At 34.8% G+C, this 26,322-nt stretch carries 26 protein-coding genes and 5 pseudogenes; 11 read left to right on the top strand and 20 right to left on the bottom strand.

What is annotated here, in order from left to right; all coding sequences use genetic code 11:
- Positions 1-39: 39 nt before the first annotated feature.
- Both M1D66_RS21275 and M1D66_RS21280 read right to left on the bottom strand, forming a co-directional pair.
- On the bottom strand, positions 40-633 hold the full coding sequence (locus tag M1D66_RS21275; RefSeq protein ID WP_000347517.1) for a TVP38/TMEM64 family protein: 594 nt from the start codon (positions 631-633) through the stop codon (positions 40-42).
- Positions 634-1,069: 436 nt separating this feature from the next.
- Positions 1,070-1,651 (bottom strand): competence protein ComK, encoded by a 582-nt coding sequence (locus M1D66_RS21280; protein ID WP_065381911.1) that lies wholly within the window; start codon positions 1,649-1,651, stop codon positions 1,070-1,072.
- 284 nt (positions 1,652-1,935) lie between these two features.
- Here M1D66_RS21280 and M1D66_RS21285 point away from each other — a divergent pair, with 284 nt between their 5' ends.
- Positions 1,936-2,121, top strand: a complete 186-nt coding sequence (locus M1D66_RS21285; RefSeq protein ID WP_078404202.1) for a hypothetical protein — start codon at positions 1,936-1,938, stop codon at positions 2,119-2,121.
- 344 nt (positions 2,122-2,465) lie between these two features.
- Entirely contained in the window at positions 2,466-2,669 is a 204-nt protein-coding gene (locus tag M1D66_RS21290; protein WP_000356912.1) for a hypothetical protein, read from the top strand.
- Positions 2,670-2,866: 197 nt separating this feature from the next.
- Here the strand turns inward: M1D66_RS21290 and cspA are convergent, their stop codons facing one another.
- A complete protein-coding gene (gene cspA / locus M1D66_RS21295) occupies positions 2,867-3,070 on the bottom strand; it encodes an RNA chaperone/antiterminator CspA (RefSeq protein WP_000301522.1) in 204 nt (67 codons plus the stop codon).
- 283 nt (positions 3,071-3,353) lie between these two features.
- On the opposite strand from cspA, the pseudogene M1D66_RS21300 reads away from it, so the two are divergent.
- The 3 genes and pseudogenes from M1D66_RS21300 to M1D66_RS21310 all read left to right on the top strand — a co-directional run.
- Positions 3,354-3,557: pseudogene (locus M1D66_RS21300) on the top strand (DUF6584 family protein); the annotation flags it as partial.
- A gap of 152 nt (positions 3,558-3,709) precedes the next feature.
- A pseudogene (locus tag M1D66_RS21305) lies at positions 3,710-4,000 on the top strand (DUF6584 family protein); the annotation flags it as partial.
- A gap of 19 nt (positions 4,001-4,019) precedes the next feature.
- The gene (locus M1D66_RS21310; protein WP_242554769.1) at positions 4,020-4,811 is read left to right on the top strand and encodes a phosphotransferase; all 792 of its coding nucleotides are present in this window, start codon (positions 4,020-4,022) and stop codon (positions 4,809-4,811) included.
- An 88-nt stretch (positions 4,812-4,899) separates the two neighbouring features.
- Here M1D66_RS21310 and aceA read toward each other — a convergent pair whose 3' ends face one another.
- The 10 genes and pseudogenes from aceA to M1D66_RS21360 all read right to left on the bottom strand — a co-directional run bounded on the left by aceA (position 4,900) and on the right by M1D66_RS21360 (position 14,918).
- Positions 4,900-6,177 (bottom strand): isocitrate lyase, encoded by a 1,278-nt coding sequence (gene aceA, locus M1D66_RS21315; RefSeq protein WP_000787346.1) that lies wholly within the window; start codon positions 6,175-6,177, stop codon positions 4,900-4,902.
- A 23-nt stretch (positions 6,178-6,200) separates the two neighbouring features.
- Entirely contained in the window at positions 6,201-7,790 is a 1,590-nt protein-coding gene (aceB, locus tag M1D66_RS21320) for a malate synthase A (protein ID WP_000107314.1), read from the bottom strand.
- Positions 7,791-8,009: 219 nt separating this feature from the next.
- Positions 8,010-8,672, bottom strand: coding sequence for an S-layer homology domain-containing protein (locus tag M1D66_RS21325; RefSeq protein ID WP_242554770.1), 663 nt, complete (start codon positions 8,670-8,672; stop codon positions 8,010-8,012).
- A 243-nt stretch (positions 8,673-8,915) separates the two neighbouring features.
- A complete protein-coding gene (locus tag M1D66_RS21330) occupies positions 8,916-9,572 on the bottom strand; it encodes an S-layer homology domain-containing protein (RefSeq protein WP_000727102.1) in 657 nt (218 codons plus the stop codon).
- 438 nt (positions 9,573-10,010) lie between these two features.
- A complete protein-coding gene (locus tag M1D66_RS21335; RefSeq protein ID WP_404978304.1) occupies positions 10,011-10,964 on the bottom strand; it encodes a methyl-accepting chemotaxis protein in 954 nt (317 codons plus the stop codon).
- A gap of 42 nt (positions 10,965-11,006) precedes the next feature.
- A pseudogene (locus M1D66_RS21340) lies at positions 11,007-11,738 on the bottom strand (MCP four helix bundle domain-containing protein); the annotation flags it as partial.
- 134 nt (positions 11,739-11,872) lie between these two features.
- A complete protein-coding gene (locus tag M1D66_RS21345) occupies positions 11,873-13,141 on the bottom strand; it encodes a M48 family metallopeptidase (RefSeq protein WP_001233316.1) in 1,269 nt (422 codons plus the stop codon).
- Positions 13,142-13,379: 238 nt separating this feature from the next.
- A complete protein-coding gene (locus M1D66_RS21350; protein ID WP_001006050.1) occupies positions 13,380-13,679 on the bottom strand; it encodes a DUF2101 family protein in 300 nt (99 codons plus the stop codon).
- Between the two features lie 31 nt (positions 13,680-13,710).
- Positions 13,711-14,068, bottom strand: a pseudogene (locus tag M1D66_RS21355) (hypothetical protein).
- Between the two features lies 1 nt (position 14,069).
- Complete coding sequence (locus M1D66_RS21360) at positions 14,070-14,918, bottom strand: CPBP family intramembrane glutamic endopeptidase (RefSeq protein ID WP_001067984.1); 849 nt, start codon at positions 14,916-14,918, stop codon at positions 14,070-14,072.
- Positions 14,919-15,058: 140 nt separating this feature from the next.
- Between M1D66_RS21360 and M1D66_RS21365 the strand changes: the two genes are divergently transcribed.
- Positions 15,059-15,763, top strand: coding sequence for a response regulator transcription factor (locus M1D66_RS21365; protein ID WP_000283871.1), 705 nt, complete (start codon positions 15,059-15,061; stop codon positions 15,761-15,763).
- Between the two features lie 9 nt (positions 15,764-15,772).
- The gene (locus M1D66_RS21370) at positions 15,773-17,515 is read left to right on the top strand and encodes a sensor histidine kinase (RefSeq protein WP_242554772.1); all 1,743 of its coding nucleotides are present in this window, start codon (positions 15,773-15,775) and stop codon (positions 17,513-17,515) included.
- Positions 17,516-17,886: 371 nt separating this feature from the next.
- Here the strand turns inward: M1D66_RS21370 and M1D66_RS21375 are convergent, their stop codons facing one another.
- The 3 genes from M1D66_RS21375 to M1D66_RS21385 all read right to left on the bottom strand — a co-directional run bounded on the left by M1D66_RS21375 (position 17,887) and on the right by M1D66_RS21385 (position 19,628).
- Complete coding sequence (locus M1D66_RS21375; protein WP_006916098.1) at positions 17,887-18,030, bottom strand: hypothetical protein; 144 nt, start codon at positions 18,028-18,030, stop codon at positions 17,887-17,889.
- Between the two features lie 269 nt (positions 18,031-18,299).
- On the bottom strand, positions 18,300-18,665 hold the full coding sequence (locus M1D66_RS21380) for a VOC family protein (protein WP_000473638.1): 366 nt from the start codon (positions 18,663-18,665) through the stop codon (positions 18,300-18,302).
- A 60-nt stretch (positions 18,666-18,725) separates the two neighbouring features.
- The gene (locus tag M1D66_RS21385; RefSeq protein WP_070179941.1) at positions 18,726-19,628 is read right to left on the bottom strand and encodes an AraC family transcriptional regulator; all 903 of its coding nucleotides are present in this window, start codon (positions 19,626-19,628) and stop codon (positions 18,726-18,728) included.
- Positions 19,629-19,765: 137 nt separating this feature from the next.
- Between M1D66_RS21385 and M1D66_RS21390 the strand changes: the two genes are divergently transcribed.
- Positions 19,766-20,251, top strand: coding sequence for an RNA polymerase sigma factor (locus M1D66_RS21390; protein WP_000824008.1), 486 nt, complete (start codon positions 19,766-19,768; stop codon positions 20,249-20,251).
- 5 nt (positions 20,252-20,256) lie between these two features.
- Complete coding sequence (locus M1D66_RS21395; RefSeq protein ID WP_000501943.1) at positions 20,257-21,381, top strand: anti-sigma factor; 1,125 nt, start codon at positions 20,257-20,259, stop codon at positions 21,379-21,381.
- A 43-nt stretch (positions 21,382-21,424) separates the two neighbouring features.
- Here the strand turns inward: M1D66_RS21395 and M1D66_RS21400 are convergent, their stop codons facing one another.
- On the bottom strand, positions 21,425-22,402 hold the full coding sequence (locus M1D66_RS21400) for an HD domain-containing protein (protein WP_242554773.1): 978 nt from the start codon (positions 22,400-22,402) through the stop codon (positions 21,425-21,427).
- Between the two features lie 134 nt (positions 22,403-22,536).
- Positions 22,537-23,643, bottom strand: a complete 1,107-nt coding sequence (locus M1D66_RS21405; RefSeq protein ID WP_000793729.1) for a metallophosphoesterase — start codon at positions 23,641-23,643, stop codon at positions 22,537-22,539.
- A 34-nt stretch (positions 23,644-23,677) separates the two neighbouring features.
- Between M1D66_RS21405 and M1D66_RS21410 the strand changes: the two are divergent.
- Positions 23,678-23,791 (top strand): annotated as a pseudogene (locus M1D66_RS21410) (TetR family transcriptional regulator); the annotation flags it as partial.
- Positions 23,792-23,934: 143 nt separating this feature from the next.
- Positions 23,935-24,945: a beta-channel forming cytolysin CytK2 gene (gene cytK2 / locus M1D66_RS21415; RefSeq protein ID WP_000830629.1), complete on the top strand. Its 1,011-nt coding sequence runs from the start codon at positions 23,935-23,937 to the stop codon at positions 24,943-24,945.
- Positions 24,946-24,989: 44 nt separating this feature from the next.
- Here the strand turns inward: cytK2 and M1D66_RS21420 are convergent, their stop codons facing one another.
- Together M1D66_RS21420 and M1D66_RS21425 are read right to left on the bottom strand one after the other, a co-directional pair.
- Positions 24,990-25,244, bottom strand: coding sequence for a DUF7660 family protein (locus M1D66_RS21420; RefSeq protein WP_016122083.1), 255 nt, complete (start codon positions 25,242-25,244; stop codon positions 24,990-24,992).
- Positions 25,245-25,306: 62 nt separating this feature from the next.
- Positions 25,307-26,035, bottom strand: coding sequence for an Imm26 family immunity protein (locus M1D66_RS21425; RefSeq protein WP_242554774.1), 729 nt, complete (start codon positions 26,033-26,035; stop codon positions 25,307-25,309).
- Positions 26,036-26,322 lie beyond the last annotated feature (287 nt).

Genomic DNA, 26,322 nt, shown 5'->3' on the forward strand with positions numbered 1-26,322 from the left:
CTTTAATACTGAAGCTTTCCTTTACAAAGAAGACTATTCTTAATGTAGTTCTAACTTTACTTCGATTTTCTTACCGACATACCATAAAATAAAAATACCAATCGCTACAATGACTGATTTCACCGGGTTATGAATAAATGACATTAAATCATGACCGATATACGTTAAAATAAAAATCATCACAAGTTTTCCGAATGCTAACGCTAGACCAAACTGTTTTACACTAATTCGGGATAAACCAGCGACAACATTTATGAGCGCTGACGGTGTAAACGGAAAACAAAATATAACAAAAATCGGTGCGAATCCTTTCCTTTCAATCCACCCCATTGCTTTTCGTACTCTCTCATGCTTATTTACAAACGAAAAGAAACGACTGCGACCAAAATGGCGGATGATGAAAAAGACAAGTAACGCACCCATTACTGATCCAAGCCATGAATAAAGAAAACCGAGCCAAAAGCCAAATGCAACAGCATTCGCCAGTACAAATACAATAAGCGGTAATGCTGGAATCAACGCCTCTATCATCGGTAAACCAATACCAAGAAGTGGTCCGAACGCTTTATAACTCTCAACAATATGATCCATATTTTCTGGTGAAAAATACTCTTTGATTGTCTGAAAATCCATTCTACACTTTACCCCTTTACTCTAAATACTATCCCTACTGTATCATTGCTTATATGAAAGAGGAAATGGTAGATACGACATATGGAGATGTATTTATTAAAGTTTCCATATCTTTCATAAGAATTCCTTCATTATTTAGCTATGATAATCTATCAATATTCGACAGGACGTGTCATTCGTTTTGTTATTTAGATTGTTTTTTTGATTTTTTCGGTAAATGAAATTACAATGGGGATTTTCTAAATATAACAATTACAACTCGGTTTTTCTAATATATCGCCTTACCTACAAAGACTGATAAAGTGAAACTTTAATCAGTGGGGATTTTGTTGATACCCCGCTTAACTTCTTTGCTTTCGCTGAATTTTGAGGCGGGGGTCTTACTGCCCACAAATAACAGGATAAACAAAAAAAGAATGGGGATTCCCCCATCCTTTCACACTTCGCCTTCCTTCACAAAATACACACTCTCATAAGCGGGTCTTAATGTTGATTCCTCTTTTTTATCAACCTCTTTAAAACAAGGACTCCCTTGTTTTTTCCTACGATCTTCATATTCAGTACGTAATTTTGCTGTACGATTTTGTTGATTTTCAAAACTAGTTTTTGATATTTCTAATTTCACAGCAAAGCCATTTATAAATCTAATAATAAGATTTCCATCTTTTAATTCTTTATTACTTTCAATATAAAAATGAGACAACCAAGCGCACTCTTTTCTAGAGTAAGAATAGGTAGGGAAAAAATAAAGTTGATCTGCTGGACTAATCGCAATCGGTGCTTTATGTGTAATATGAGTTAACTCTTTCGTTCCTTCTTTTCTGCCTAAGAAACTAGAGCCATGCTTGCGGCAACTTCTTTCTATAATATCTAGAGGTTTTTGAAATACGAAAAAAGAATCATTCATTTCAACGACTCGCGTAACAATTTTCTTTTCACTTAGAACGACAGGAAGTAAGGCCATCGTATTTTTCGTTACAACATAATTTTCGACATAGCGTTCCACTTTACTTTCCATACTCCATTATCTCCTTTTTTCCATTTATATTAGCAGCTGCATATATAATTTTAGCATCTATGAAAAGGAAATAGCTTACAAGTTCCGCTTTTTTACAATTTTTTATCATTTATCAAACATTTGTTAAATAAAAAAATCACGATATAGTAATGATTTAATTTTAAAGTTATAAAAACAGCATTTATACTACCTATAAATATTTATTATCCCTTCCTATTTTCACATCATGAAAACAATTAACTTTGCTATAATTAAAATGTAAATCCAATATATGGAGGGCCATTATGGAAGAAAAAGAGATCCAACCATCGATTCAAATGAAAAATAGTAGCGTCATTATCGTGAAAAACTCAGCTAGTATTATATTTGGTTTATTTTTCATTCTGCTATTCTTTGCTAAACCGTTTCGTAAATCAAGATGTCCAGAATGTAAAAAACGTGAGAAGAAAAAATCAGGACAAGAACAATAAAAGGCCTTCCTTTATGGAATGCCTTTTTACATTTGTAGTATCATTTTATTTATTCTTCTCCCTAAAAAAAACAACTATATTTTCTCCCAAGGTTCTCTACATCTTTTTTGATTTGTAATATGATCCTTATATAAAACATGAGAAAGAGTATTACTTGTTACCCGCTTTTAATTTTTATTAAACACTTCAAATTTGTACATCTTTATCCATCACTAACAATTCGTTAATTAGTTAACTTTGTAATATAAGTTTTGTATATAATGTCATTCAAAAACACAATATATATAAGTAGCTATTTATAATTACATTGCTTTTTATCGAATTCCAAAAAGGAGCTGTATACTATGGACAAAGAAAATCTATTAAGCCAGCAGGTTAATAGCATCCCCTCAGATGCTCTGAATACCCCTAGTAAGGAACAAGAACAACTGTTAGAAACATCATCTCAAAACGTACAAAATTCCAACAACAATGCTAACAAAAAAGATGTTACTCAAGGTCTATCTGGAAAAGATTCCCCTATTTCAATAGAGAATACAAATTTATAGTTATTTACTATCATACGCAGCAAATGCTCTTGCTGAACTAATTCTTCTACAGAAACTAATAAGCATTCCAGATAATTTTTCACCCGTTGTAACATAGAAAAAGAGATTTAGATATAAAAACAGGCTCTGAAAAAACTTTCCCCACAACAAAAAAAGGATGGCATTAGCCATCCTTTTTTCCATCATCAACTATAAAATTATAGTTTGATTACGTTTTTAGCTTGAGGTCCACGGTTACCTTCTTCGATTTCGAAGCTAACTTTTTGGCCTTCTTCTAGAGATTTGAAACCTTCAGTTTCGATTGCAGAGAAGTGTACGAATACGTCGTTTTCGCCTGGAACTTCGATGAAACCGAAGCCTTTTTCGTTGTTAAACCATTTTACTTGTCCTGTTACTGCCATGATTATTTCCTCCTAAGAAAATACAAATTTTTAATTTTTTAGTCTTCCTGTCTAAAAAAAGAATCCACACATTATCAAATACGAAACATAAACTAGTTCTCACATACTTTTTCTCGTTCGTTTCCAGCACTTGATAACATATGGATTGCTTAATTTAACTATTCAACTGACATCATCATAGCACATTAAAATAAAATGTACAATCTTTTTCGAAAATAGAATTTCTAATTTTTAGTATTTCTTATAAAATATAATTATCTCTATTCTAAATAAGGAGGAGTTTATGGCAAATAAAATTTCTAGAAAAACATTAAAAAGAATTGAAGAGGATATTGAAAATAATAATCTTGGAAAAGCAAGGGATAGATTGCATGGCCTCATCTTTACATACCCAAATGAATTACATCTTCGAAAACAACTCGGAGATATTTATTATACATTACAATATCCAGAAATGGCTGGACGTTACTGGTATCTAGAGGAGCATAAAGTGAAACTTTAATCAGTGGGGGTTTTGTTCATTCCCCACTGATTATTAGTTGAACCAATCGGGCTTTTACGGGCAGTTGATCCCTCACCTAACTTCTTCGCTTTCGCTAAATTTTGAGGTGGGGGTCTTACTGCCCGTTAATGCGGGATAAAACAGACATTATGCATGAATCATGTTTATTATTTGAAAAATCAATGGGAAATAATCCTCATCATATTGCACGTGCTTTAAAGTTTAAAGGCGATTCTAACCATATAAAAGGTTTGTATAAAGATCAACCTTTATCTTCAGTGCAGAAGAAAGTAGCAGAGGAGTTAATTTATGAGTATAAAGAAACATGGCAAGATAAGCTAGTTCCTTTTTGCTGTCTAGCATTGCTTGCTTCCCTTCTCTTTTCTGCCGTTGTTGGTCTATTTACTATTTGGAATTGGATTTTTTAATTATAGGGGGAATTTTTACATGTCAAACTACGATAACGAAGAAAAGCTAACAGGCGGAAACGTTTCGAACGTATATCGTTCTAAAAATACTGTTCGTCGAGAGTTAAAGCCAGATAGTGCAAAGATCCATAAGCTATTACAACACTTAGAAAACAAGGGATTTCATCATGCGCCAAAGTTTTTAGGTGTAGATGAAAAAGATAGAGAGATTTTATCCTTTATTGAAGGAGAAGCTGGCAATTATCCTTTAAAAGAATATATGCGATCTAATAATGTATTAAAAGAAATAGCAAAGATGCTCCGCCTTTACCATGATGCTGTAAGTGATTTTCCGTTATTAAATGATTGGAAACCGATGGATCACACGCCAAATAACATTGAGGTTTTATGTCACAATGATTTTGCCATATATAACATTATTTTTAATAATGAGAAGCCAGTAGGGATTATTGATTTCGATGTTGCTGCTCCTGGTCCAAGACTATGGGATATCGCTTATACACTTTATACTTGTGTGCCTTTAAGTAGAGTGTATTATACAGAATCCGGTGAAGCCGTTCATTATGACTCATCGCAACATGCAGATCGTATTAAAGAGAGAATGAATTTGTTCGTTCAGTCCTATGGTAAAAATATGAATGAAGATTACTTAGGAATGGTGTTGCTTCGATTAGAAGGGTTATGTACATATATGAAACGAAAAGCGCAAGAAGGCGACTTGAATTTCCAAAGAATGATTGATGAAGGACATCTAGAGCATTATGAGAAAGATATAAAGTTTATTCGTGATCATAGGGCTGAGTGGAGTTGATTTAGTAATAAAGAAAAGGAAGTATCGTTTTTTGCCGACAACTCCCTCTCTCTTTTCGAATCGTTTAGAAAATAACAAGGGGCACCTTTTATTTCGTAAACTGTGCTTCTTCTGTAGATCCTTTTAACGCTGTCGTTGATGAAGTTCCGCCTGTAATCACTTGTGCCACTTCATCAAAGTAACCTGTTCCTACTTCGCGTTGATGACGTGTTGCAGAGTAGCCGTGTTTTTCAGCTGCGAATTCTGCTTGTTGTAGTTCAGAGTATGCTGCCATGCCGCGCTCTTTATAGCCACGTGCTAGTTCAAACATACCGTAATTTAATGAATGGAATCCAGCAAGTGTTACGAATTGGAACTTGTAACCGTAAGATGCGATTTCCTTTTGGAAGCTTGCAATTGTTTTTTCATCTAGTTTTTGTTTCCAGTTGAATGAAGGTGAGCAGTTATATGCAAGTAGCTTCCCTGGATGCTCCTTATGAATTGCGTCCGCAAATCGTTTTGCATCTTCTAAATTTGGTTCTGACGTTTCACACCAAACGAGGTCTGCGTACGGTGCATACGCTAAACCGCGCGCAATTGCTTGATCAAGACCTGCATTCGTACGGTAAAATCCTTCTGGTGTTCTTTCTCCTGTAATAAATGCTTTATCAACAGGATCGATATCGCTCGTAATTAAATCAGCTGCATCCGCATCTGTTCTTGCAACGATAATTGTCGGCACTCCCATTACATCTGCTGCAAGGCGTGCAGAAATTAAATTGCGTACTGCTGTTTGCGTTGGTAGTAGTACTTTTCCACCTAAATGGCCACATTTTTTCTCTGAAGATAATTGATCTTCAAAATGCACACCTGATGCACCTGCTTCAATCATACCTTTCATCAGTTCGAATACATTTAATTGCCCACCAAATCCAGCTTCTGCATCTGCTACAATCGGTACGAAATAGTCTGTATCATCGCTTCCTTCCATATGCTGAATTTGATCCGCACGTTGAAGCGTTTGATTAATTCGTTTTACTACAGCAGGTACGCTGTTCGCTGGATATAAACTTTGGTCTGGATACATATGTCCAGAAAGGTTTGCATCAGCTGCTACTTGCCAACCACTTAAGTAAATCGCTTTTAACCCAGCTTTTACTTGTTGCATCGCTTGGTTTCCTGTTAATGCGCCAAGTGCGTTAATATAGTCTTCTGTATGAAGCGATGTCCAAAGCTTCTCAGCACCGCGACGCGCTAACGTATGTTCAATGTCAATTGACCCGCGCAGGCGAATTACATCTTCTGCCGAATATGGACGTGTGATCCCTTTCCAACGCTCATCTAATTCCCAGCTTTCTTGCAACTTCTCGATTCTTTCGTTTTTCATTTGTTCCATCCCCTTTTCGTTTTTTATAAAATTTCATAACCCGGTAATGTTAAAAATGGTACGAATTCATCATTTCGAACGAGATTTGTAAACAACGTTGTCGCCTCTTGGAATCTCCCTTTCTTAAAGGCTTCCTTACCAATCTCTCTTTCTATTTTTGCTAATTCTTCTTCTTTTAGCTCTTCCATTAATTCAAGCGTAATATTACGACCATCATTTAGTTTTCCACCTTCATGACGAATCCATTGCCATACTTGTGCTCTTGAAATTTCAGCTGTTGCCGCATCTTCCATTAAATTATAAATGGGTGCTGCTCCCCGTCCGCTTAACCAAGATGCAATATATTGAATACCTACGCTAATATTCATGCGAAGGCCCTCTTCTGTAATCGTTCCCACCGGTACCTCTAGTAAATCGTTTTCTGTTACACATATTTCTTCACGTTTTCTAAAAATTTGATTTGGTGTTTTCATAATGTGATTAAACACTTCCATTGCAACCGGTACAAGTCCAGGGTGGGCGACCCAAGTCCCGTCATGACCGTCTAAAGCTTCGCGTTCCTTATCAGCACGCACTTTTTCAAAAGCTGCTTCATTTGCTTCTGGATTATTTTTAATCGGAATTTGTGCCGCCATCCCTCCAATTGCTGGTGCATTACGGCGGTGACATGTTTGAATTACTTTCAAAGAATACGAACGCATAAATGGCGCCGTCATCGTGACTTGTGCTCTATCTGGTAGTAAGAATTTATTATGATTACGGAAACTCTTTAAAAAGCTAAAAATATAATCCCATCTTCCGCAATTTAAGCCAGCAGAATGATCTTTTAGCTCATATAAAATTTCATCCATTTCAAACGAAGCGTGAATCGTTTCTAGTAACACAGTTGCTTTAATCGTTCCATTTGGAATGCCGATATATTTTTGAGCAAATACGAATACATCATTCCATAATCTCGCTTCTAAATAACTTTCCATTTTCGGTAAGTAAAAGTATGGGCCGCTCCCTTTTGCTAAAAGAGCTTTCGCATTATGGAAAAAATACAAGCCGAAATCTACTAAACTACCCGACATATTTTTCCCATCAACTTGCATATGCTTTTCCTCTAAATGCCATCCTCTTGGACGTACAATGAGTACAGCTGTTTTCTCATTTAATCTATATTCTTTCCCTTTATCATTTTTATGTGAAATCGTTCCCTTTACTGCATCTCGTAAATTGATTTGCCCTTCAACTGCGTTTTCCCAAGTTGGTGAATTCGAATCTTCAAAATCCGCCATAAAAAGATGCGCTCCTGAATTTAAAGCGTTAATGACCATCTTTCTATCTACCGGTCCAGTAATCTCTACGCGGCGATCCTCTAAGTCTTTTGGCAGCTTGGCAATTGTCCAATCCGCTTCACGTATATGTTTTGTTTCTTCTAGAAACTTCGGAAACTCCCCTGCATCAATTCTCTTTTGTTTTTCTACACGTTTTTGTAAAAGTTCTATGCGGCGCTCATTAAAATTCTCATGTAGTTCCTTCAAAAAACTAAGCACCTCAGGTGTCAATATTTCGTTGTACGCTGGTAACATTTCTCCGGGCAATGTAACCCGTGAAGTTTGCGTCGACATATTAGCATCCCCTTCTTAAACTGTTTTATAACAGATTTGATTTCATGTTTTATATTATATAACAAATCTTCAGAAAAGGAAGTTTTTTTTGAAAATTCATTTCATTTTTTTTCAAAACGCCATTCTTTCGCGCTTTATTTCATACAAAAAAGGCCGCTGTTATACAACAACGACCTTTTTGTATTATTTTTAAATTTCACTTTGACTAGTTAAACTTTATTACTGCCCTTGTTCCATATCATGCAATATTGCTCTATGTAAAAACTGTGCGTATTGTTCTCTCGTTACCTTCATAGACGGACCGAATTTACCTTCTCCGATTCCCATTGTAATACCATTTGTTTGTACTGCACTAATTGCATTCGTTGCCCATGAATTTGCTGAAACATCATTAAAGTTATGAGATCCCTTTGCCTGTAAGTCAAAAGCATTCGTAAGAACTTGTGCCATTTCCGCACGCGTTAACGTCGCCTTCGGTCTAAAGTTTCCATTCTCGTCTCCCTGGAAAATTCCCATTTCCGTTAAAGCCAATATCTCCTCGATAAAGCTTGTTGAATTTTCATCAATATCTCCATATGGGTTTTCATATTCATCTTGTTCTTCCATATCAAACACACGGTAAATTAAAGCTGCAACTTGCTCACGTGTTACATTATCCCCAAAACCGAATATTCCATCGCCATATCCTAAAATAATTTCTTGTTCCGCTAATTCATGAATTGCCTCATATGCCCAATGTCCTTTTGGTACATCTTTAAATACAATTGTATTTGTTTTTTGCAACAGTGCACTTTCCGCTTTTACACTGTTACTCTCTGCTGAGAATAACACCCCACCCATAATTGTTAATGCTGTAGCTGTTTTTAATAATTTTTTGCTCATCTAATTATCTCCCCAATATGTATATGTTTTTTTAAAAATATACAGAATAAATAGTATAGTGACAATATATTTTTCGACACATTTCGTGACGGTTTTGTGAATCATATTACACATCATGTCTTTTTCATCGGGTTGATTATAAAGCTTGTGTATAACCATAAAAATACATAAATTCGAATAATAATTCTTTTTTAAACAAACAAAAAAGCACAAATATTTCTATTTGTGCTTTCATATTTCACTCTACTTCCAATCCTCTTTCAAATGATAATTAATAATCGCATTATTAATAAACTGAGCATATTGTTCTCTAGGTACAGGGCGATTTAATTCATACATGTCATTCCCAGTTCCTCTCACAACATTATTAGATTGTAACGCACTAATTGCGTCTTCTGCCCAGTGGCCTTTTGGAATATCTTTAAATGTATGTTTTTGTTTCGTTTCAAAATGAAATGCTCGTTTTAAAATGACAGCCATTTCCGCTCTAGAGATTGGTGCTTTCGGCCTAAAATTCCCTTGGCCATCCCCTGAAAAAACACCACGTTTTGTTAACGCCAAAATTTCCTTTTTAAAAGTTGTTGTACTATCAGAAACATCTTTATACGGATTCGCTACTGGCCCTTCTTCTTTTATCTCAAGTGTTCTGTAAATAGTCCCAGCTACTTGTTCACGTGTTATAAGATCGCCAACACCATACTTCCCGTTTCCATACCCTAATATAATTTTATGATATGCTAAATCCATAATAGCATCATATGCCCAAAATCCGTATGGAACATCTTCAAACACAATCATTTGTGGATACTCTTCCGCTTTTACAGGCGTCACATTCGTCCCTGCAAATATACCTCCTGCCATTGTCGCAATCATCATTACACCCAATATTTTTTTCTTCATTGTCCTCTCTCCCTATTTCATTCAAATAAAATGAACTTCATTGTTTCAGGAGTATTATTTTTTGGTGAATGTAAGATAAAATGTAAATCTTCTAGAAGAAATATTTCCACTACCTTTCTGCTTTATACTCCCTTCTTTCTTTTTCAAAAAGGAAGTTGTCACATCTAAGGTGTTATATACTAAAACATTCTACAATCTCTTTATAAACTCCTTTTCACTTTATAACTTCCCTTTATTGGCACCTAAAGGAGATACATAGTGGAGGCTACTATATTCATGGTTTATATTTCAGAGGTAGCATTCCCCTTCACTGATAACTCGTTTTCGCTGATTTTTGAGGTGGGGTCTTACTGCCCAGCAAATAGCGGGATAAAAAAATCATCCTTTTTTCTTAAAAGAGGATGATTTTTTTATCTTTATTAACACTCAAATATGCTACTACTTTTGAAGAGTAAATTGGGCAACTATTTGTTTTAGTTTTCCTGCTGCGTTATGCATATGTTCAATTGAAACCGAAATCTCTTGAACAGATTTTTCTTGCTGTTGAATAGACTCTTTTACCCTATCAGTTCGGTCAGATGATCTTTGGGAAATTTGAGCCATGTCTTCTGCAGAAGCCGAGATTTCCTCACTACTCGCTGCAATTTCATCTGTAGACATAGATACCGTTTGAATTTGCTCAGATACTTGCTGTACTTTTTCTGTAATTGTTCCAAATACTTTTTCTGTATGCATTACTACTTGTGTACCTGCCTGTACCTCATTATCTACTTTCCCCATCATATGTACCGTATGGTTCGTTGTTCCCATAACTTGAGTAATAAGATTCTCAATTTGTTTTGCAGAATCACTAGATTGTTCTGCTAATTTCCGCACTTCATCTGCCACAATTGCAAATCCTCTACCACTTTCACCAGCACGTGCAGCCTCAATTGCGGCGTTTAATGCTAATAAGTTAATCTGGGAGGTAATACCTTGCATAACATCAATGATTTTAACAATTTCTTCTGATTGTTCTTTCATAGTCTCTACTTGTTTCACACCGCTATGTACCGAATTTTGGATTGTATCCATCTGTTGAATCATTTGTTTCATTAATTTGTTACCACTCTCTGCATCTAATGCTGATTGAGCAGATAATTCATTTACAGAGGATGATGTATTGACTATACTCTGCATTCCTTGTGTCAACTCTTCCATCGCACCCGCAGTTTGTTCCATTGCTTGCATTTGACTCTCTGCGCCATTTGCGACTTCTTCAATATCCATAGTGATTTTTTTGGCTGCACTACTAGATACTTCTGACGCAGATGCTACTCCGTCTGCATATTGGAATAGAAGCTGAATATTATTCTCTACTTCTTGCATATTTGTTCTTAGCCCTGCAATCATCTCATTAAAATTACTTACTAATACACCTAATTCATCCTTAGCAGTATAATCACCATGTACAGTTAAATCTCCTTCTTTCGCTCTTTCCATCATACGACTAACCGTTTGTAAAGGAGCAACTATAAGCTTGCTAATAATATAACTTACTATACATATAACGATTGTAGTAACTACTACAAGAATGATAAAGGTAATAACGGAACGATCAATCATTTTTTGCGACTCTTTAAATACTTGGTCAGCTAAATTTGAAACATACGATTCTAGATCCACTGCATAACCGGCTAACTCTATTCCCTTCGGTTTTAATTCCTTCTGAAATTCATTTACCATTTGCGGCTCGTTTGTTGCCTTTGCCTTTTCAAATAATTTCTTATATGTATCTTTATAACTTGGTAAAGATTTCTTCATCTTCTGAAACAGTTCATCCTCTTGCTTACTTAAATTAAAACCATCATCATATTCTTTTAATAAAGAATCATATTTTTTAAGATCCTTTTCAATATTATTAATTATTCCCTCTTTATTTGCCACTTCATTTTGTGATGCCGTAATTAACTCTAATAAGTTATATTCTAGTGAATTTTGTGTGCGAAGCATTCCTTCTAATAAAATTGCAGAATATTGATAATCATCTACTACAACCTCTGTATCGTGCTTAATCTTATTAATAGAATGAATTGCTACACTGCTTATAATTACCATACCTAAAACTGCTAATGAAATAAGCGCTAATAATTTATATTTCACTTTTAAATTTTGTAAAAAATACATTTTTTCACCTTTATTCCTTTATATATAGATTTTTAGAATTTTATAGCTTATTATTTACAAAATCGCAATAAAAAGCAATGATAAATATTCCCAATATGAAACTTATATCTCTATAAAAAAAAGTAGCATAATAGCTACTCCTTTTTTCTTTGTTTCTCATATTGTTCAAACGTATGAATTCTTTCAAAAATTGGTGGGTGCGTATATAAGAAAAATTTCACTAACGCAGGCGGATTCACTTGGCTTAAACTTGTTTTTGATAAATATTGAAAAGTTTTCACACCAGATTTTCCGTCCTTCGTCATATTTAAAGCATATTGATCTGCCGCTCTTTCTTCTATACGTGAAACATAGTTTGTTGCTGGTTGTACTGCAAATGAGAGTATAGAAGAAATTAAGAAAAATAAAGGTAAAATGGAGAAACATGCCACTTTTGAAATTTGCAATGTATCTCCCCATTTGCGAATACACATATTTATAATACGACTAATTAAAAACATACCTATAAACGATAGCAATACATAACTTGCAACGCCAAAATATATATGTTTCATAACGTAATGCCCCATTTCATGGGCCATTATAAATAAAATCTCTTTATCTTTTAACTGCTTAAGTGTTGTATCCCACATTACAATACGGGCGTTAGGGCCAATTCCTGTTACGTAAGCATTTAATGCATTCGTTTTTTCTGACATATTTACTTCATATACGTGTTTAGCAGGAATGTCCGCTTTGTCTGCTATCGCTAAAATTTTCGTTTCTAATTCTTTATTTTTCAGCGTCGAGAAGTCGTTATAAAGCGGATCAATAACGACAGGCTGTATGAATGTTAAAAAGATTGTAAATGGAACAGAGAGCGCCCATCCTGCTAGCCACCATCTCTTCGGAAATTTACGGATAAGCCATAATAGAACGGTAACTACGATTAACATAGTCGCATAACTTTCCCAAAAACCGATAACATGATCTTTTATCCAGCTTTGTGTACTTTGCGTTGAAATGCCGTAATCAACGGACACTTTCCGGCCAATCCATTGCATCGGTAAGGCAAGCACTGTTGTCAATAATGATAAGTAAAAGAAATAAATCGCAACTTGCAAAACACTTATTTTAGTCGTTTCCTTCGACCATTTCTCAAACTTTCTTGAAATACCTAGCACAAGTACAAATAATAAAATAATCCATTCAAGAGGCGTCGCTAAAAAGTATAGTAAATTTTTCACGCGCGAATAATCTTGGCTTAGCGTAAGCTCTCTAGCACTCATAAACGTTTCTGGATCTGCACTCGTTCCCTTATACATGTCCGGAATAAGTTCATGATTCCATCCAAATAAATACCAATATATAAGTAACGCAAATCCAACGTACAAAAAAAGCGACCAACCGATAACCTTCCTCACGCTATTCCCTCCTCTATGCTGCCTGTCTATTATTATTGTAAGTTCGTACACGCTAAATTAGAACAAGCTTATTATGTGAATTGCTCTGAATCTTTTTATTTACATAAAAAAACTCTTCTACATAAGAAGAGTTTTACCTATCTTTAAACATTTTCTTCGGTTCACAATCCGTAATAAGGATCACACTTACAAACCAGCACGTACCCTACTTGCTTTTTAGATAACATAAAAAGCCTCTTTAAGGAAGTACATCTATTAATAAACTAAAATCTTGTAAAGAGAAAGAACTATATTTCATAATACCCTGTACAGCTAAAAGTAAAACAAGACCGATCACACACATATAGTTAACGCTTTCTTCATTCTTTTTTTCAGTAACGACTCCACCACTTATACATAAAATCCCCAACAAATGGAGCGCTAAATACATGAAAAAATAAGCTTCCTCCCAGCGCAAAATAACATTCACTGTCGTTATTAACACTAGACTAAGTAAAATCAAATAAAAAAACTTATTTGATGATATCGTTTCATTCATATAATTTTATACATCCCTTTCAAATTTCGAATTAATGATGTTTCAAAGCTATAAAGTAAATGATTGTTTTTATACCATAAAACAAAAGGAAAGCCACCATTACTTTCTCGAATACTTTATGAACCCACACATACTTCTCTCCATTCTTTTTGAAGATGCGCTTCATCATTTCTTCTACAATTAGACCAAATATTAGTAAAACCCCGAACACAAGTAAGAAGAGAAATAATATTTTCTTTTAAATGAGTACTAGAAAATACGTAATACTCTGGAAACACAATCGTATCTACTACAGGTTGAAGCCAATGACAAACGCTTTTATCACACATATCTGTAATAGACGTAGAATCTATAATGTCTTTTAATATTTTTTCAACCGTCTTCTTCATCTTATTTACTCCCGACTACATCTGAAAAGCTCTTTTCCTGCTCTGCATATATAACCGGCACTTCTTTACTCCAATATTTGCGATTAACAAATAAAAAGATAAGTACTAAGTTTAATCCTGTTATAAAAATAATAAGTCCAGGAAAGAATGTCGTATAATTTGAGAAATCGGCAAAACTAATAATTTTTTCTCTACTTATTAGAAAAGACGCACCTATTACAAATGCATTGTTTAACATATGTATTGCAATTGGCATGAGTAAACTTTTCGTACGAATATATACGATTGACAATACGATGCTGAATATGGCTGCACCGAGGAAATCAACATGTAACAACGCAAACAATATTGCTACAACGATGGTCGCTATGCTCGTTCCCCATTTTGTTGCAAAACGTTGAAGTAAAAATCCGCGAAAAACAAATTCCCCGATAATTGGTGCGATGAATACGACCCTAATGACTTGAGATACATATCCCCCAGTACTATCTACAATTGGTTCATGCAGGGCGTTCATAATAAAGTCCGGTGTAATCCATGCAAAACTATACATATACAAAATAAGATACCCGTAACTAAACATGCATAACATAACCGTAATGTATAAAACTTGTACCAAGTTAAATGTTTCATTTTTATTAACAAATAATGAAAATGAAATGTGGTGCTTTCTATACTCATAAGAAATCCATACCATTGGAAGGATATAGAATATAAGAATATTTATAAAAGAAGAATTTTGTATATGAAATATACTTGTTAGCAAATCGCCACTACTTCTCGCTATTAAAATTAATAGTGCAAATACAATTAAAAAATATCTAGCTCGCATCACTTGAAACGGGTTCACACTCATCTCCTCCCCTATGTTACTTTTATCATATCATTTGATTCTTAATTTTTTGCGAAAGAAAACCTTAAAATTTCCTTAAAAATTCCATAAGTTACAAAATGATGATATGATATTCGAGGAAATTAGGAGGGATGTTTATGTACCAAGCAAATATTTTACTCGTTGATGATGAAACAGCAATTTTACAATTACTAACTACCATTCTTGAAAAAGAAGGCTTTTCTCATATTACAACTGCAACATCAGCTGAAATGGCTTTATCTCTAACTAAGCAAAACAATTACGATTTAATTATTTTAGATGTAATGCTTCCTGGACAATCTGGTTTTGATATTTGTCCAATCATTCGCCAACAAACAGATTGTCCAATTTTCTTCCTATCAGCAAAAGCATCTGATTTAGATAAAATATCCGGATTTTCATACGGTGCAGATGATTATATTACGAAACCATTTAATCCATTAGAAGTAGTAGCACGTATGAAAGCACAGCTTCGGAGACATATGAAACAAACCGTACCACACGAACAAAAATCACACTCGATTTCATTTGGAAGATTTGAAATTGATCAGCACTCTGCAGAACTAACAGTAGATGGGCACATTGTCGAATGCTCCGCTCAACTCTTTCAACTACTACTCTTCTTTTGCGAGAATCCGAACTACGTATTTTCGAAAGAGGAAATATACGAAAAAGTTTGGGGAGCACCTGCCTATAATGGCGATGACAACACTGTTATGGTCCACATTCGAAAACTACGTGAAAAAATTGAACATGATCCAAGTAAACCAGAATATATAAAAACCGTTCGCGGGCTTGGTTATAAGTTCGTTACAAAGTAGGGTGACGATATGAATTTTAATAAACGACTTATTATTCAATTTATCATGCAACACGTTTTTGTTTTAGTTACATTACTTATCGCTGTAGTTGCTGCTTTTACTTATTTAATTTTTCTTCTTACTAGTACTTTATACGAACCTAACATTCCGGATTCTGATAGTTTTACAATTTCAAGATACATCTCTTCAGAGGATGGGCATATTTCGTTACAATCTGAAGTGCAAGATTTAATAAAGGAGAAAAATGATTGGCTCCAAGTTGTAGATGAAAACGGAAAGATCCTCTACCACTTTAATACACCAAATGATGTTCCGGATGCTTATACGAAGACATCTTTAGTCGCATATATACAACATCATATCGAAAGCAATTATAAATTTACATATTGGGAAATTGAATTAGAAGAAAAGAAAGCACTTGTTATTTATGGTGGTATGTTAAAAAGCAATGCGTTACTGACAGCAATTCAAAAGGATCACTCCTCTTTAATGATGGATTCGTTCGCATTAACAGATCAAGAAAAACAGTTACTGTCTAAAGAAAAAGCAACACTTCAAATATTTAATCAAAATGGCGAAGAGGTTTTTTCCTATCCAACTGGAAAGAAAAAAACATTTTCAGCAATACAAATTACCCTTAATGAAAAAGAACCGTGGAATCATAAAGAAAACACGTCTAGCTTTTACGATGCAAATAGTGGCAACCTTCTCGTTGTAACTGCAAAAAATGAGCACTATTATCCAGATGACGAAATTGAAGATGTATTTACTAAGAAGTTTCTCATCGGATGCGGATTAATCCTTCTTATCGTATTTGTTTATTTAGTCATTCTTTCTATTTGGTACGGTAATAAATTCGGGAAACCGTTATTACATGCGATGCGCTGGCTTAAAAATATCGCTGGTGGAAAGTATGAAGAACCTATTAGTAAAAAAGGAAAACCTGTCAGGTTCCGGCGATCTGGTAAAGAAAAATGGTCATTTCGTTTGTTTAGAGATGTAACAAGTTCACTAGAACACCTTTCTATTACACTCAAAAAAAATGATGCGATGAGGCAAGTACTCCAGCAAACACGAGAAGAATGGATTACCGGTCTAACGCATGATTTAAAAACACCACTTAGCTCTATATATGGCTACGCATTATTACTCGAATCGAATCAATATAACTGGACTGATCGTGATATTCAGCAATTTGGTAGTGTTATGAAAGAGAAATCTCAATATATGACGACATTAATTGATGATTTAAGCTTAACGTATCAATTAAAAAATAACAGCCTTCCTGCCCAACACGTAAACGTTGAAATCAATCAGTTCGTTCAAAAAGTGTTATTGCAATTTATTAACAATCCAACACTCCAAAATCAAAATATTGAATTCGTACCGAGCTCAAATAAAATTCAATATTTTATTGAAGAAAAATGGTTCCAGCGTATTATCGAAAACTTACTCGTAAATGCTGTAAAACATAATAACGAAACAACTACTGTCATCGTAAAATTATCACAAAACGCTAATTCCTTTACACTCTCCATTTCAGATGACGGAAAAGGAATGGATGAAAAAACGAAAGAACTTCTATTTGAACGATATTACCGCGGAACAAACACAGAAGAAAGCAACATCGGAACTGGACTTGGCCTAGCCATTACAAAACAGCTCGTTCATGCTCATAACGGAACAATTTCCGTTGATAGTGCACTCGGAAAAGGAACGACGATTATTCTTGTATTTCCGTTTCGTTCGTAGGAAAGACGCTATGTGGCGTCTTTTTTCTTCCCTGGAATAATTTTACTGTAATTAAAATTATGTGGATCGTTTTTTTTGAGGTGTTTTATCGGTATATGAAATTATATCGGCGCAATTCGAATTATATCAGCGATTTTCTAGATATATCGACTTACCGACAAAAACCGACAATACTAACCTGCTTCCCTACTATACAAAGTAAAAGTAAAAGTAAAACTATTAACAAATACATTTCTAAACTGTTATACTATAAATAGAAGTATAAACTAACTAAGTTTTGCATAAAATGAAGTAGACGAGGTGCTTCCAACACCCCGTCACTGCAACTAATTACCGCAAGGTGGAAGGTTGCAACTAAAGCTTATTTGCGCTTAGAAGACTTCCCACGCTTCGCAGGCAGACGGGTGGTCTTCTTTTTGCGCTTTTTTTGCCGTTAATTTCTTAAATCCAAAAACTATACCTTCTCTAGCTATAGTTTTTGTAATTTCCAACAAAATTTGCAAAAGAAATTCCATACGATTACACCTCCTTTCTTCACAAAATGAAGAAAGGGCATAACCTTCCACCCGCAATATTTAATTGCTATTTTATTTTACCATTTTCATATGTATTACAGATAAAACAATACAAATTTAACAATCCACTTATAAAGTGAAACTTTAATCAGTGGAGGTTTTGTTCATCCCCCATTGATTATTAGCCCTCACCAATCGCGCTGCCCGGCAAATAGCGGGATAAAAATAACCTTTCATAACTCACTATGAAAGGTCACTCCATATTTCAGCTATTTCCCTACTAACACAAACACATTCTCATCAGGTGCTTCCATTACTGCAACATGTCCTGATTCTGTTGGAAATGGTTCGCGAATCCACTTTACATCTTTATTATCTTTTAAACTTTCATACGTTTGTTGTACATCTTCTACTAATACTTCGACTTCCGTAAAATTAATATCCGGATGATTGCTTATTACTAACTCTGAACTTTTCTCATCTGGAAACTTCAATCCTATTAACGTCCAAATACCCCCTTCTTCTAGTTCTCTTTCTATCATCCAGTTTTGCTTCATTCCCATTTCTTTATAGAAAGAAACTGATTTTTCTATATCTTTCGTATGTATAGATACACATTCTAGTTTTTTGAACATTTTCCTATTTCCCCTTTTATGAAAAAGCGAACCATCTCCCAATGATTCGCTCTTACCCTATTATTTTTTCTTCACCGGTATCCAAAGCTCTACTTGTGCAAACTCACTCTTATCTTCGTGGCAACGCTCATCGTACAGTTCAAACTCTGTAACTCCGCAATGTTCATACCCTGAATGCGGAAACCATTCTGAGAATACTGCATTCCAAGTTTGGTGAATAGACGATACCATTTCTTTATGAGGAACTTTCGGCGTTGTAAATACTGCATATGTTGCTGCCGGGAAAGTACGCTTTGCAATTTCATTTGGTACATTTTCAAAGTCTGTAACTTCCATTCCGATAATGTAAGTGAAGTCCCCTGTTTCTAAATTAAAATCAGTACATAATCCAAGCTCTACCCATTGGCTCGTATCTTTACGATTCGGAATTGTTGTCCCAAGATCTTTTTGTAAATATTCTTGCCAAAATGCTGGAATGTCTTGATGGTTTTTCCCTTCTTTACTTGTCGTCTTCAATTCATAACCCGCCACTAAAAATTCTGGTTTATTTACAATACGATATTCCATTTGTATGCCCCCTAAATACGGATTTAATTTTCTTTGCTTTACATTCACTCTGTAATACATCGGTGTTTCGATTTCTTGTTTTCGATATTCACTCGGTGTCATTTTAAATAATTTTTTAAAGGCTCTCGTGAACGTTTCGTGAGATTGAAAGCCATGTTCAAACGCGATATCAATAACTTTTTCATCCGTATGAGAAAGTTGATAAGCTGCCCGGGCTAACCTCCTCTTTCGAACATACTCCATTACTGTATCACCTACTAACGCCTGAAATACACGATGAAAATGCGACTCAGAAAAACCTGCAACCCTCGCTAAATTACGCAGCGTTTGTTTTTCCATTACATCTTCCTCAATATAATCAATTGACCTTTGAATTTGTGTTTCATAGCTTTCCATCTCTGTTCACCCGCCTTATATGTATTATGATAAAAGAGAACGCAATCCAATTCTTGACGTTTTTTACTATAATTCCATAAAAAATTGTAACTTTTTTATATGTATTTCGTTGTTATATATGAAGGGAGGGAAATGTAGTGAAACGCAAACAATCATTAGAAGAAATTTACTCAGAGCATATGCAAGATTTATTTCGCTATCTTCTCTCCCTAACCGGAGATTCCCACTATGCGGAAGATCTCATGCAAGAAACATTTTACCGAATGCTCGTCCATATTGACTATTATAAAGGAGAAGAAATTAGGCCGTGGTTATTTACAATTGCCTACAATGCCTTTATCGATTGGTATCGAAAAGAAAAAAAGTATAAAACAACTACAGTGGAAGAATTCCATTTACCAAACGTGCCAAGTACAGAACATGAATATTTCGTAAAACATGAGATTGCTAGTTGGTTAGACAGTTTATACGCTCTTCCGCTCGAAAGACGAAATGTCCTACTACTACGAGATTACTATGGATTCTCCTATAAGGAAATAGCAGAAATGACTGGTCTCTCATTAGCGAAAGTGAAAATTGAATTACACAGGGGACGGAAAGACACGAAAAGCATAAAGGAGTGATACGGATGGGTTGTACAGAATTTAAAAAACTATGGAAGAAGTATGAAAATGGAACGCTCACGCATGATGAACAAGAACTGTTAGAAAGTCATATTGAGTCATGTGAAGAGTGTGAAGCTTACTTAGATGAGCTGTTAACAAAAACAGAACCAATTAAGAAAAAGTTACCTCCAAAAAATCTTAAAATTCCTTTTTGGAGAATTAAGTGGAAACATCGTTTACAAACGTTTGGTTTTATATTATCAATTTGCATCGTTATCTATATAATCGGCGGGGTATTATCAGCCTTTTATTTTCAAGCTAATAATGATAAAAGGCTAGAAGAAATTAGAGAGGTTCCTTCGCTTGCACTTGAAGCAACGATCCCAAATAGCCGTGTTATGGGAGGCGGAACAAGTGTAGAAGCTTTTTTCCGTACGAATAGCCAATTTGATTTAGTACGAACCGTCGGTAAAAAAGAAATGCCCCTCGGTACAATAGAAACAAAAAGCTTCTTATCATCTGTAGATGTTACGAAGCGAACTTGGATGAATCCGTTCTATCAACCAAAACTCTTCTTTGTTCATCCAAAAACAGAGCAGGGTGATTATTTAAAGGATTCATCAAAAAAAGTATGGGATACACTTGCAAAAGTACATGATGGAACCGTTGCAGAAGTAGCAATTTCTTTTGATAAAGCTTACACTTTAAAAGAATTAGAACCGCTTTTATATAGCACATTCGAGGCACAAGAACTCCCACCAACTCCTTTATGGTACGCTTTAGATACAGGACAAGAAAGAAAAAATGTAGATGACTATATCCTACATGGCGGAGAAGCTATAGGGTTTCCAGAACATGTAAGATTCCTCGATAATGAAACTGACGGGCAGAAAACGCAAGAAGACAAAGTAACCGAAATGATGCGCGTCCTTTCTATCCATAAAAAAACGGTAAGCAAAATAGCAGCGCTTTCTGAGAAAGAACTAAACTTAGATAAACGTTATGAATATGTAAAAGAGAATGGCGTAAAAGTATACGGCATTGTCATTACTGGCCCGTCGAAAGAGTTATTAAAATTACAAAACTCCCCGCACGTACGTTATGCGACTCTTGGAGATATTGAGATTTGGAATTGGTTTGATCATTAATAAAAAAGAAGTAGCGCTCTAAAAACGATGCGCTACTTCTTTTTTAATTCGAAATCACTTTCACATACATCCCTCTCACCGCTTTTTCATAAGCAATATCACTCATCTGTCTTATGTTTTCTGACACAACAGATGCTGGAATAACTTCACCTTCACGAAGTAACGGAGGATCAATAAGACGGACTTTATTTTTCTGATACAAATCGTAATCGTCTCTATCTTCTTTTACTTTTACATTGGGATGAACTTTTCTTAATAAAGCATGGACTTCTGAATCATTACATTGCTGCAATTTCGAAATAAGCTCAGCATCTTCAAGAAGGAAATCATCTGCATGAATAACCTTTTTATGAAGAGATAACTTTAACGTTTTCGCTAACATATCGTTTCCGTAAATATTCATTGGTTTCATAAAGAAATCAATTACTTCTTTGTAATACGTTTCTGTAAACCATTCTGCCATTTCGACACTTTGAACAACCATTTTCCCCTCTACTGCGATAATATCCTCTAAAAATCTATGAACCTCTTCTAAAGAAATATATCCGTATGTATACATATCTCGTAACGTATAATCTACTCGATCTGCGCATAATTCGGGCGCTAACCTTTCCAGTAATGTCCACTTCGAATCATCTAATAAAATATCTTCATAGTTATAACCATGCTTCGCAAGGATCGCTGGAATTTCTGAGTTTTTCACAACAGAACTAAATATCTCTTCATGATAACTTTCATCTTCATTATCAAAAACGTAATCAATCACGTGGGAAAAGGCAGTATGCGATACGTCATGCAGTAAACTAGCGATCTGTTCTTCTACTGAACCACCTAGTTTTTTAACTAATAACATAACACCAACTGAATGATCAAAGCGCGTTACATTCCATTTCTCGTTCACTAAGTAACTTGCGCCATTTTGATGAATTCCCTTTAGTCTTTGCATAGACTTACTTGAAATTAATTCTTCTACTACTTGATCCACTTCAAATTCTCCGTATAGTACATCTGATATGATCACTTACAATCCCCCTTTATTTTAATCGAGTCTTATAATCGTATCTCTTTTATGAAATTAGCACCAACATAAATATTTATTTTTATTTGTTTTTATTAAAAAAAATAGAGAGCCATCAACTCTCTATTTCATAACCCCTATTCAAACGTAACTTCTACCTGCACAATCTCCGACCTACTACCAAGTCTAAGCGGGGGTCCCCAAAATCCAAATCCAGAAGAAACAATTGCGTGGAACGCACCTTTTTGTGCGTATCCCCAGTCTAGCTCGTACATTCTTCTCGTTACAATATGATTGGGCGCCATTTGTCCGCGGTGCGTATGACCGGATAATAATAAATCTACACCTGCCGCTGCTGCTTGTTTCAATTCAAATGGCTGGTGATCCATTGCGATAACAGGCATCGATTTATCTACCGTACTCATTAATTGTTCAAAGCTTTGGCGATCTCGCTCTGTTTTATCTCTTCTTCCAATGAGATAAAAGTCATCTTCAATTGTAATCACTTCATCTAAAAGAATACGAATATCAATCTTATCCATCTCTTGTAAAAACTCTGGAACTGCTCTGCCGTAATATTCATGGTTTCCTAAAACGCCATATACGCCTAATGGAGCTTTCATTTGTTTCATGATTGGTCCCATATTCTTTTGAATGAACACACCTGGATGATCATCGATAATATCACCTGGCAGTAAAATAATATCAGGTTCCATCTCATTTACATGACGAACAAGTCTTTTTAAATGCGAAACGCCAGACAGTTTACCGAAATGCATATCAGAAGCCATCGCAATGCGTAAACTTTTACGCCCCTCTACCTTTTTCGGTATGTGCACCTCGTACTTTCTTACTACCGGACTATACGCATTAAATACTCCATACGCAAAGATAAAGATAAATGCAACTATCACAGCCGCCCCTGTCCAAATAATTGCCGCTTCTTTCTCTACTGAAAACTGTAAAAGAAAGACCATAATATCAGCTAATGGCAACAACATAAGCGCATATTGTATGACCGCAAACCAAATCGAACCTATCGTTCGCAGAAATGGCAAAAACTTAAACACTTGCACGAGAATGTACGCATATGAAATAAATGCGACTATGAAAGCATAATATCCCCAAGATTCCCAGCCAAATACCGCATGAAGCCAAACCCATCCGTTCCAGCCGATGTAAAACATAAGTAGTGTGTATATAATTAATATGGTAAATATATTGAGATAACGAAGATTCTTCACAGCCAGCCTCCTTATTGATTTCTTTTATTATAACTTGTTATGCACTTATAACGTAAATATTAAGCGCTTCAATCTTCAGAATAAGAACATTGATAAACATATTGTCTTAAAATTTTTAAGAACGGCTGTAATGGACATTTTCGAGTCTTAAGTGTTGGATGAAATTCTATTATCTTTATCCTTCAAAACTCATCTATGCAATTATGCATAACCATCCATTCCGCTTTATTTTCATGTTACGATATAAATGTAATACGACATATATCGACAAAGATAAAAGGAAGTGATTGTATGAAACGTTCTAAAACCTACTTAAAATGTTTAGCATTATCCGCTGTTTTTGCTAGTAGCGCTGTAACTCTTTCAACACCTGCTGCTTACGCTCAAACGACGTCACAAGTTGTAACAGATATCGGGCAAAATGCAAAAACACATACGAGCTATAATACATTTAATAATGATCAAGCTGATAATATGACAATGTCTTTAAAGGTAACTTTTATCGATGACCCGAGCGCTGATAAACAGATTGCCGTTATTAATACAACTGGTAGTTTTCTAAAAGCAAATCCTACTATAAGTGATGCACCTATTGATAACTACCCAATCCCTGGCGCTAGTGCAACATTACGTTATCCTTCACAATATGATGTTGCATTTAACCTTCAAGATAACAGCGCTCGTTTCTTTAACGTAGCACCTACAAATGCTGTAGAAGAAACGACTGTAACATCTAGCGTATCTTATCAACTTGGTGGCTCTGTTAAAGCTTCTGTAACGCCTAATGGCCCTAGCGGTGAAGCTGGTGCAACTGGTCAAGTCACTTGGTCTGACTCTGTAAGCTATAAACAAACTAGTTATAAAACAAATTTAATTGACCAAACAAACAAAAACGTAAAATGGAACGTATTCTTTAACGGATATAACAATCAAAACTGGGGTATTTACACACGTGACTCCTATCATTCTTTATATGGAAACCAACTTTTCATGTACTCTCGCACATACCTATATGAATCTGATGCAAAAGGTAATTTAATACCGATGGATCAACTTCCAGCATTAACAAATAGCGGTTTCTCTCCTGGTATGATTGCTGTTGTTATCTCTGAAAAAAATACAGATCAATCTAACTTACAAGTCGCTTATACAAAACACGCCGACGACTACCAACTTCGTCCAGGCTACACATTCGGAACTGCAAACTGGGTTGGAAACAACGTAAAAGACGTTGATCAAAAAACATTTAATAAATTGTTCACACTAGATTGGAAGAATAAAAAATTAGTAGAGAAAAAATAAAGTAAAAAAAAACGAAGGGCTATTTAAACTCTTCGTTTTTTTACTTATTCATAATAAGATCCCGCGAGTAATACCGTCGCTATGAAATTCCATGATATATTTTTAGGCATCTCTTTACCTTTATTTTGAAAAGCACCATCACAATCATTTAGCCATGCTTCCAATGATTCTAAGTAATCTTCTAACGTTATATTCTCCCACTCATCTTTATTTTCTTTAAAATCTTTTTGAAGATAAAACAGGAATTCTACTAATTTTTCTTTTGAATCTACACCAGTAGCTAGCTCATACATATCCATATTATTACTCCTTTCAAATACAAGTAAAATCCGCTATCTCTTCAACACAAAAACATTCTTTTTTATAAAACGCTATATTTCTCTTCCAACCAATCTTCTATAACATATTGTCCTGCTATCCCTGAAGGATTTTTAATTTTCTTACCTTCTTCTTCACTAACCATTTCAAAATCGATTAAAGGACCATCTGCTCTCCCTCGGCTCACAAAATAAGTCCCCTGATTCTTATTCTCAAACACAAAATCTGGAAGATTATACTCCCCCGGATCAAACAATTCCATTGGTAATCCACCAATAATTTTCCAATCACCCTCTAACCAACCAGACCAGGCAGTATACCCCGTAAATAATACTTCTTTTTGATTCTTGTAATAGTTTTTAAACTCGCTTATCCGTATTTTTTCATCTGTAAATAAAGAAAAATATTCTACATATGTTTCCCCATCATATGGCCTCGTAACATTTTGTCCTTTCACTAACATTCCGTACCCATACTTATTAATATTTTTAAGATTTATCGCAAAAACTATCCCTGGCTTAAATGATTTTTTGCGACGTTTCTTTAATTTAAACTTACAATCTACTACTTCTTGTTCCTCTAAAGAAAAACTATCACTCTGCATTTCTAATGCATTTTTCAACATAATCTCTAACTCATTTATATGTGGTAATCTGCGAGGCCCTTCATTATATATCTTTTCAATCTCTTGAAAAGCATCCATTAAAATATCAATGCTTTCATCACTTATAATCAATTTATCCCCTTTTATTTCCTCTTTATAAAAAGACATATTTTCTCTCCTTTACTCTCTTATACATATCCCTTGAAGACTCTCTTTTTCTTTCTATCACACTAAACCACGCACCACTTCTTCTAATAATAAATTCAACCATTCATCCAATTTGTTTTAAAACACTCTAATACATTCAGCCTTCTTTCCATAGTACTATTTCAACATTATACTCATTTTTTTAAATTGATAGGCTTCAACAATAGACTTAAGACTTATTAATTCTTTACATACAATATCTTTCATATATATCAAAAACCTCTCGTTTATTCTAAACATAAAAAATA

It is taken from the genome of Bacillus sp. PK6-16, assembly GCF_056530295.1.

What these genes read in the sequence shown, in the direction of transcription:
- M1D66_RS21275 (WP_000347517.1), bottom strand. Translation starts at nt 633, where the DNA reads ATGGATTTTCAGACAATCAAAGAGTATTTTTCACCAGAAAATATGGAT.
- M1D66_RS21280 (WP_065381911.1), bottom strand. Translation starts at nt 1,651, where the DNA reads ATGGAAAGTAAAGTGGAACGCTATGTCGAAAATTATGTTGTAACGAAA.
- M1D66_RS21285 (WP_078404202.1), top strand. Translation starts at nt 1,936, where the DNA reads ATGGAAGAAAAAGAGATCCAACCATCGATTCAAATGAAAAATAGTAGC.
- M1D66_RS21290 (WP_000356912.1), top strand. Translation starts at nt 2,466, where the DNA reads ATGGACAAAGAAAATCTATTAAGCCAGCAGGTTAATAGCATCCCCTCA.
- cspA (WP_000301522.1), bottom strand. Translation starts at nt 3,070, where the DNA reads ATGGCAGTAACAGGACAAGTAAAATGGTTTAACAACGAAAAAGGCTTC.
- M1D66_RS21310 (WP_242554769.1), top strand. Translation starts at nt 4,020, where the DNA reads ATGTCAAACTACGATAACGAAGAAAAGCTAACAGGCGGAAACGTTTCG.
- aceA (WP_000787346.1), bottom strand. Translation starts at nt 6,177, where the DNA reads ATGAAAAACGAAAGAATCGAGAAGTTGCAAGAAAGCTGGGAATTAGAT.
- aceB (WP_000107314.1), bottom strand. Translation starts at nt 7,790, where the DNA reads ATGTCGACGCAAACTTCACGGGTTACATTGCCCGGAGAAATGTTACCA.
- M1D66_RS21325 (WP_242554770.1), bottom strand. Translation starts at nt 8,672, where the DNA reads ATGAGCAAAAAATTATTAAAAACAGCTACAGCATTAACAATTATGGGT.
- M1D66_RS21330 (WP_000727102.1), bottom strand. Translation starts at nt 9,572, where the DNA reads ATGAAGAAAAAAATATTGGGTGTAATGATGATTGCGACAATGGCAGGA.
- M1D66_RS21335 (WP_404978304.1), bottom strand. Translation starts at nt 10,964, where the DNA reads ATGATTGCAGGGCTAAGAACAAATATGCAAGAAGTAGAGAATAATATT.
- M1D66_RS21350 (WP_001006050.1), bottom strand. Translation starts at nt 13,679, where the DNA reads ATGAATGAAACGATATCATCAAATAAGTTTTTTTATTTGATTTTACTT.
- M1D66_RS21365 (WP_000283871.1), top strand. Translation starts at nt 15,059, where the DNA reads ATGTACCAAGCAAATATTTTACTCGTTGATGATGAAACAGCAATTTTA.
- M1D66_RS21370 (WP_242554772.1), top strand. Translation starts at nt 15,773, where the DNA reads ATGAATTTTAATAAACGACTTATTATTCAATTTATCATGCAACACGTT.
- M1D66_RS21375 (WP_006916098.1), bottom strand. Translation starts at nt 18,030, where the DNA reads ATGGAATTTCTTTTGCAAATTTTGTTGGAAATTACAAAAACTATAGCT.
- M1D66_RS21380 (WP_000473638.1), bottom strand. Translation starts at nt 18,665, where the DNA reads ATGTTCAAAAAACTAGAATGTGTATCTATACATACGAAAGATATAGAA.
- M1D66_RS21385 (WP_070179941.1), bottom strand. Translation starts at nt 19,628, where the DNA reads ATGGAAAGCTATGAAACACAAATTCAAAGGTCAATTGATTATATTGAG.
- M1D66_RS21395 (WP_000501943.1), top strand. Translation starts at nt 20,257, where the DNA reads ATGGGTTGTACAGAATTTAAAAAACTATGGAAGAAGTATGAAAATGGA.
- cytK2 (WP_000830629.1), top strand. Translation starts at nt 23,935, where the DNA reads ATGAAACGTTCTAAAACCTACTTAAAATGTTTAGCATTATCCGCTGTT.
- M1D66_RS21420 (WP_016122083.1), bottom strand. Translation starts at nt 25,244, where the DNA reads ATGGATATGTATGAGCTAGCTACTGGTGTAGATTCAAAAGAAAAATTA.
- M1D66_RS21425 (WP_242554774.1), bottom strand. Translation starts at nt 26,035, where the DNA reads ATGTCTTTTTATAAAGAGGAAATAAAAGGGGATAAATTGATTATAAGT.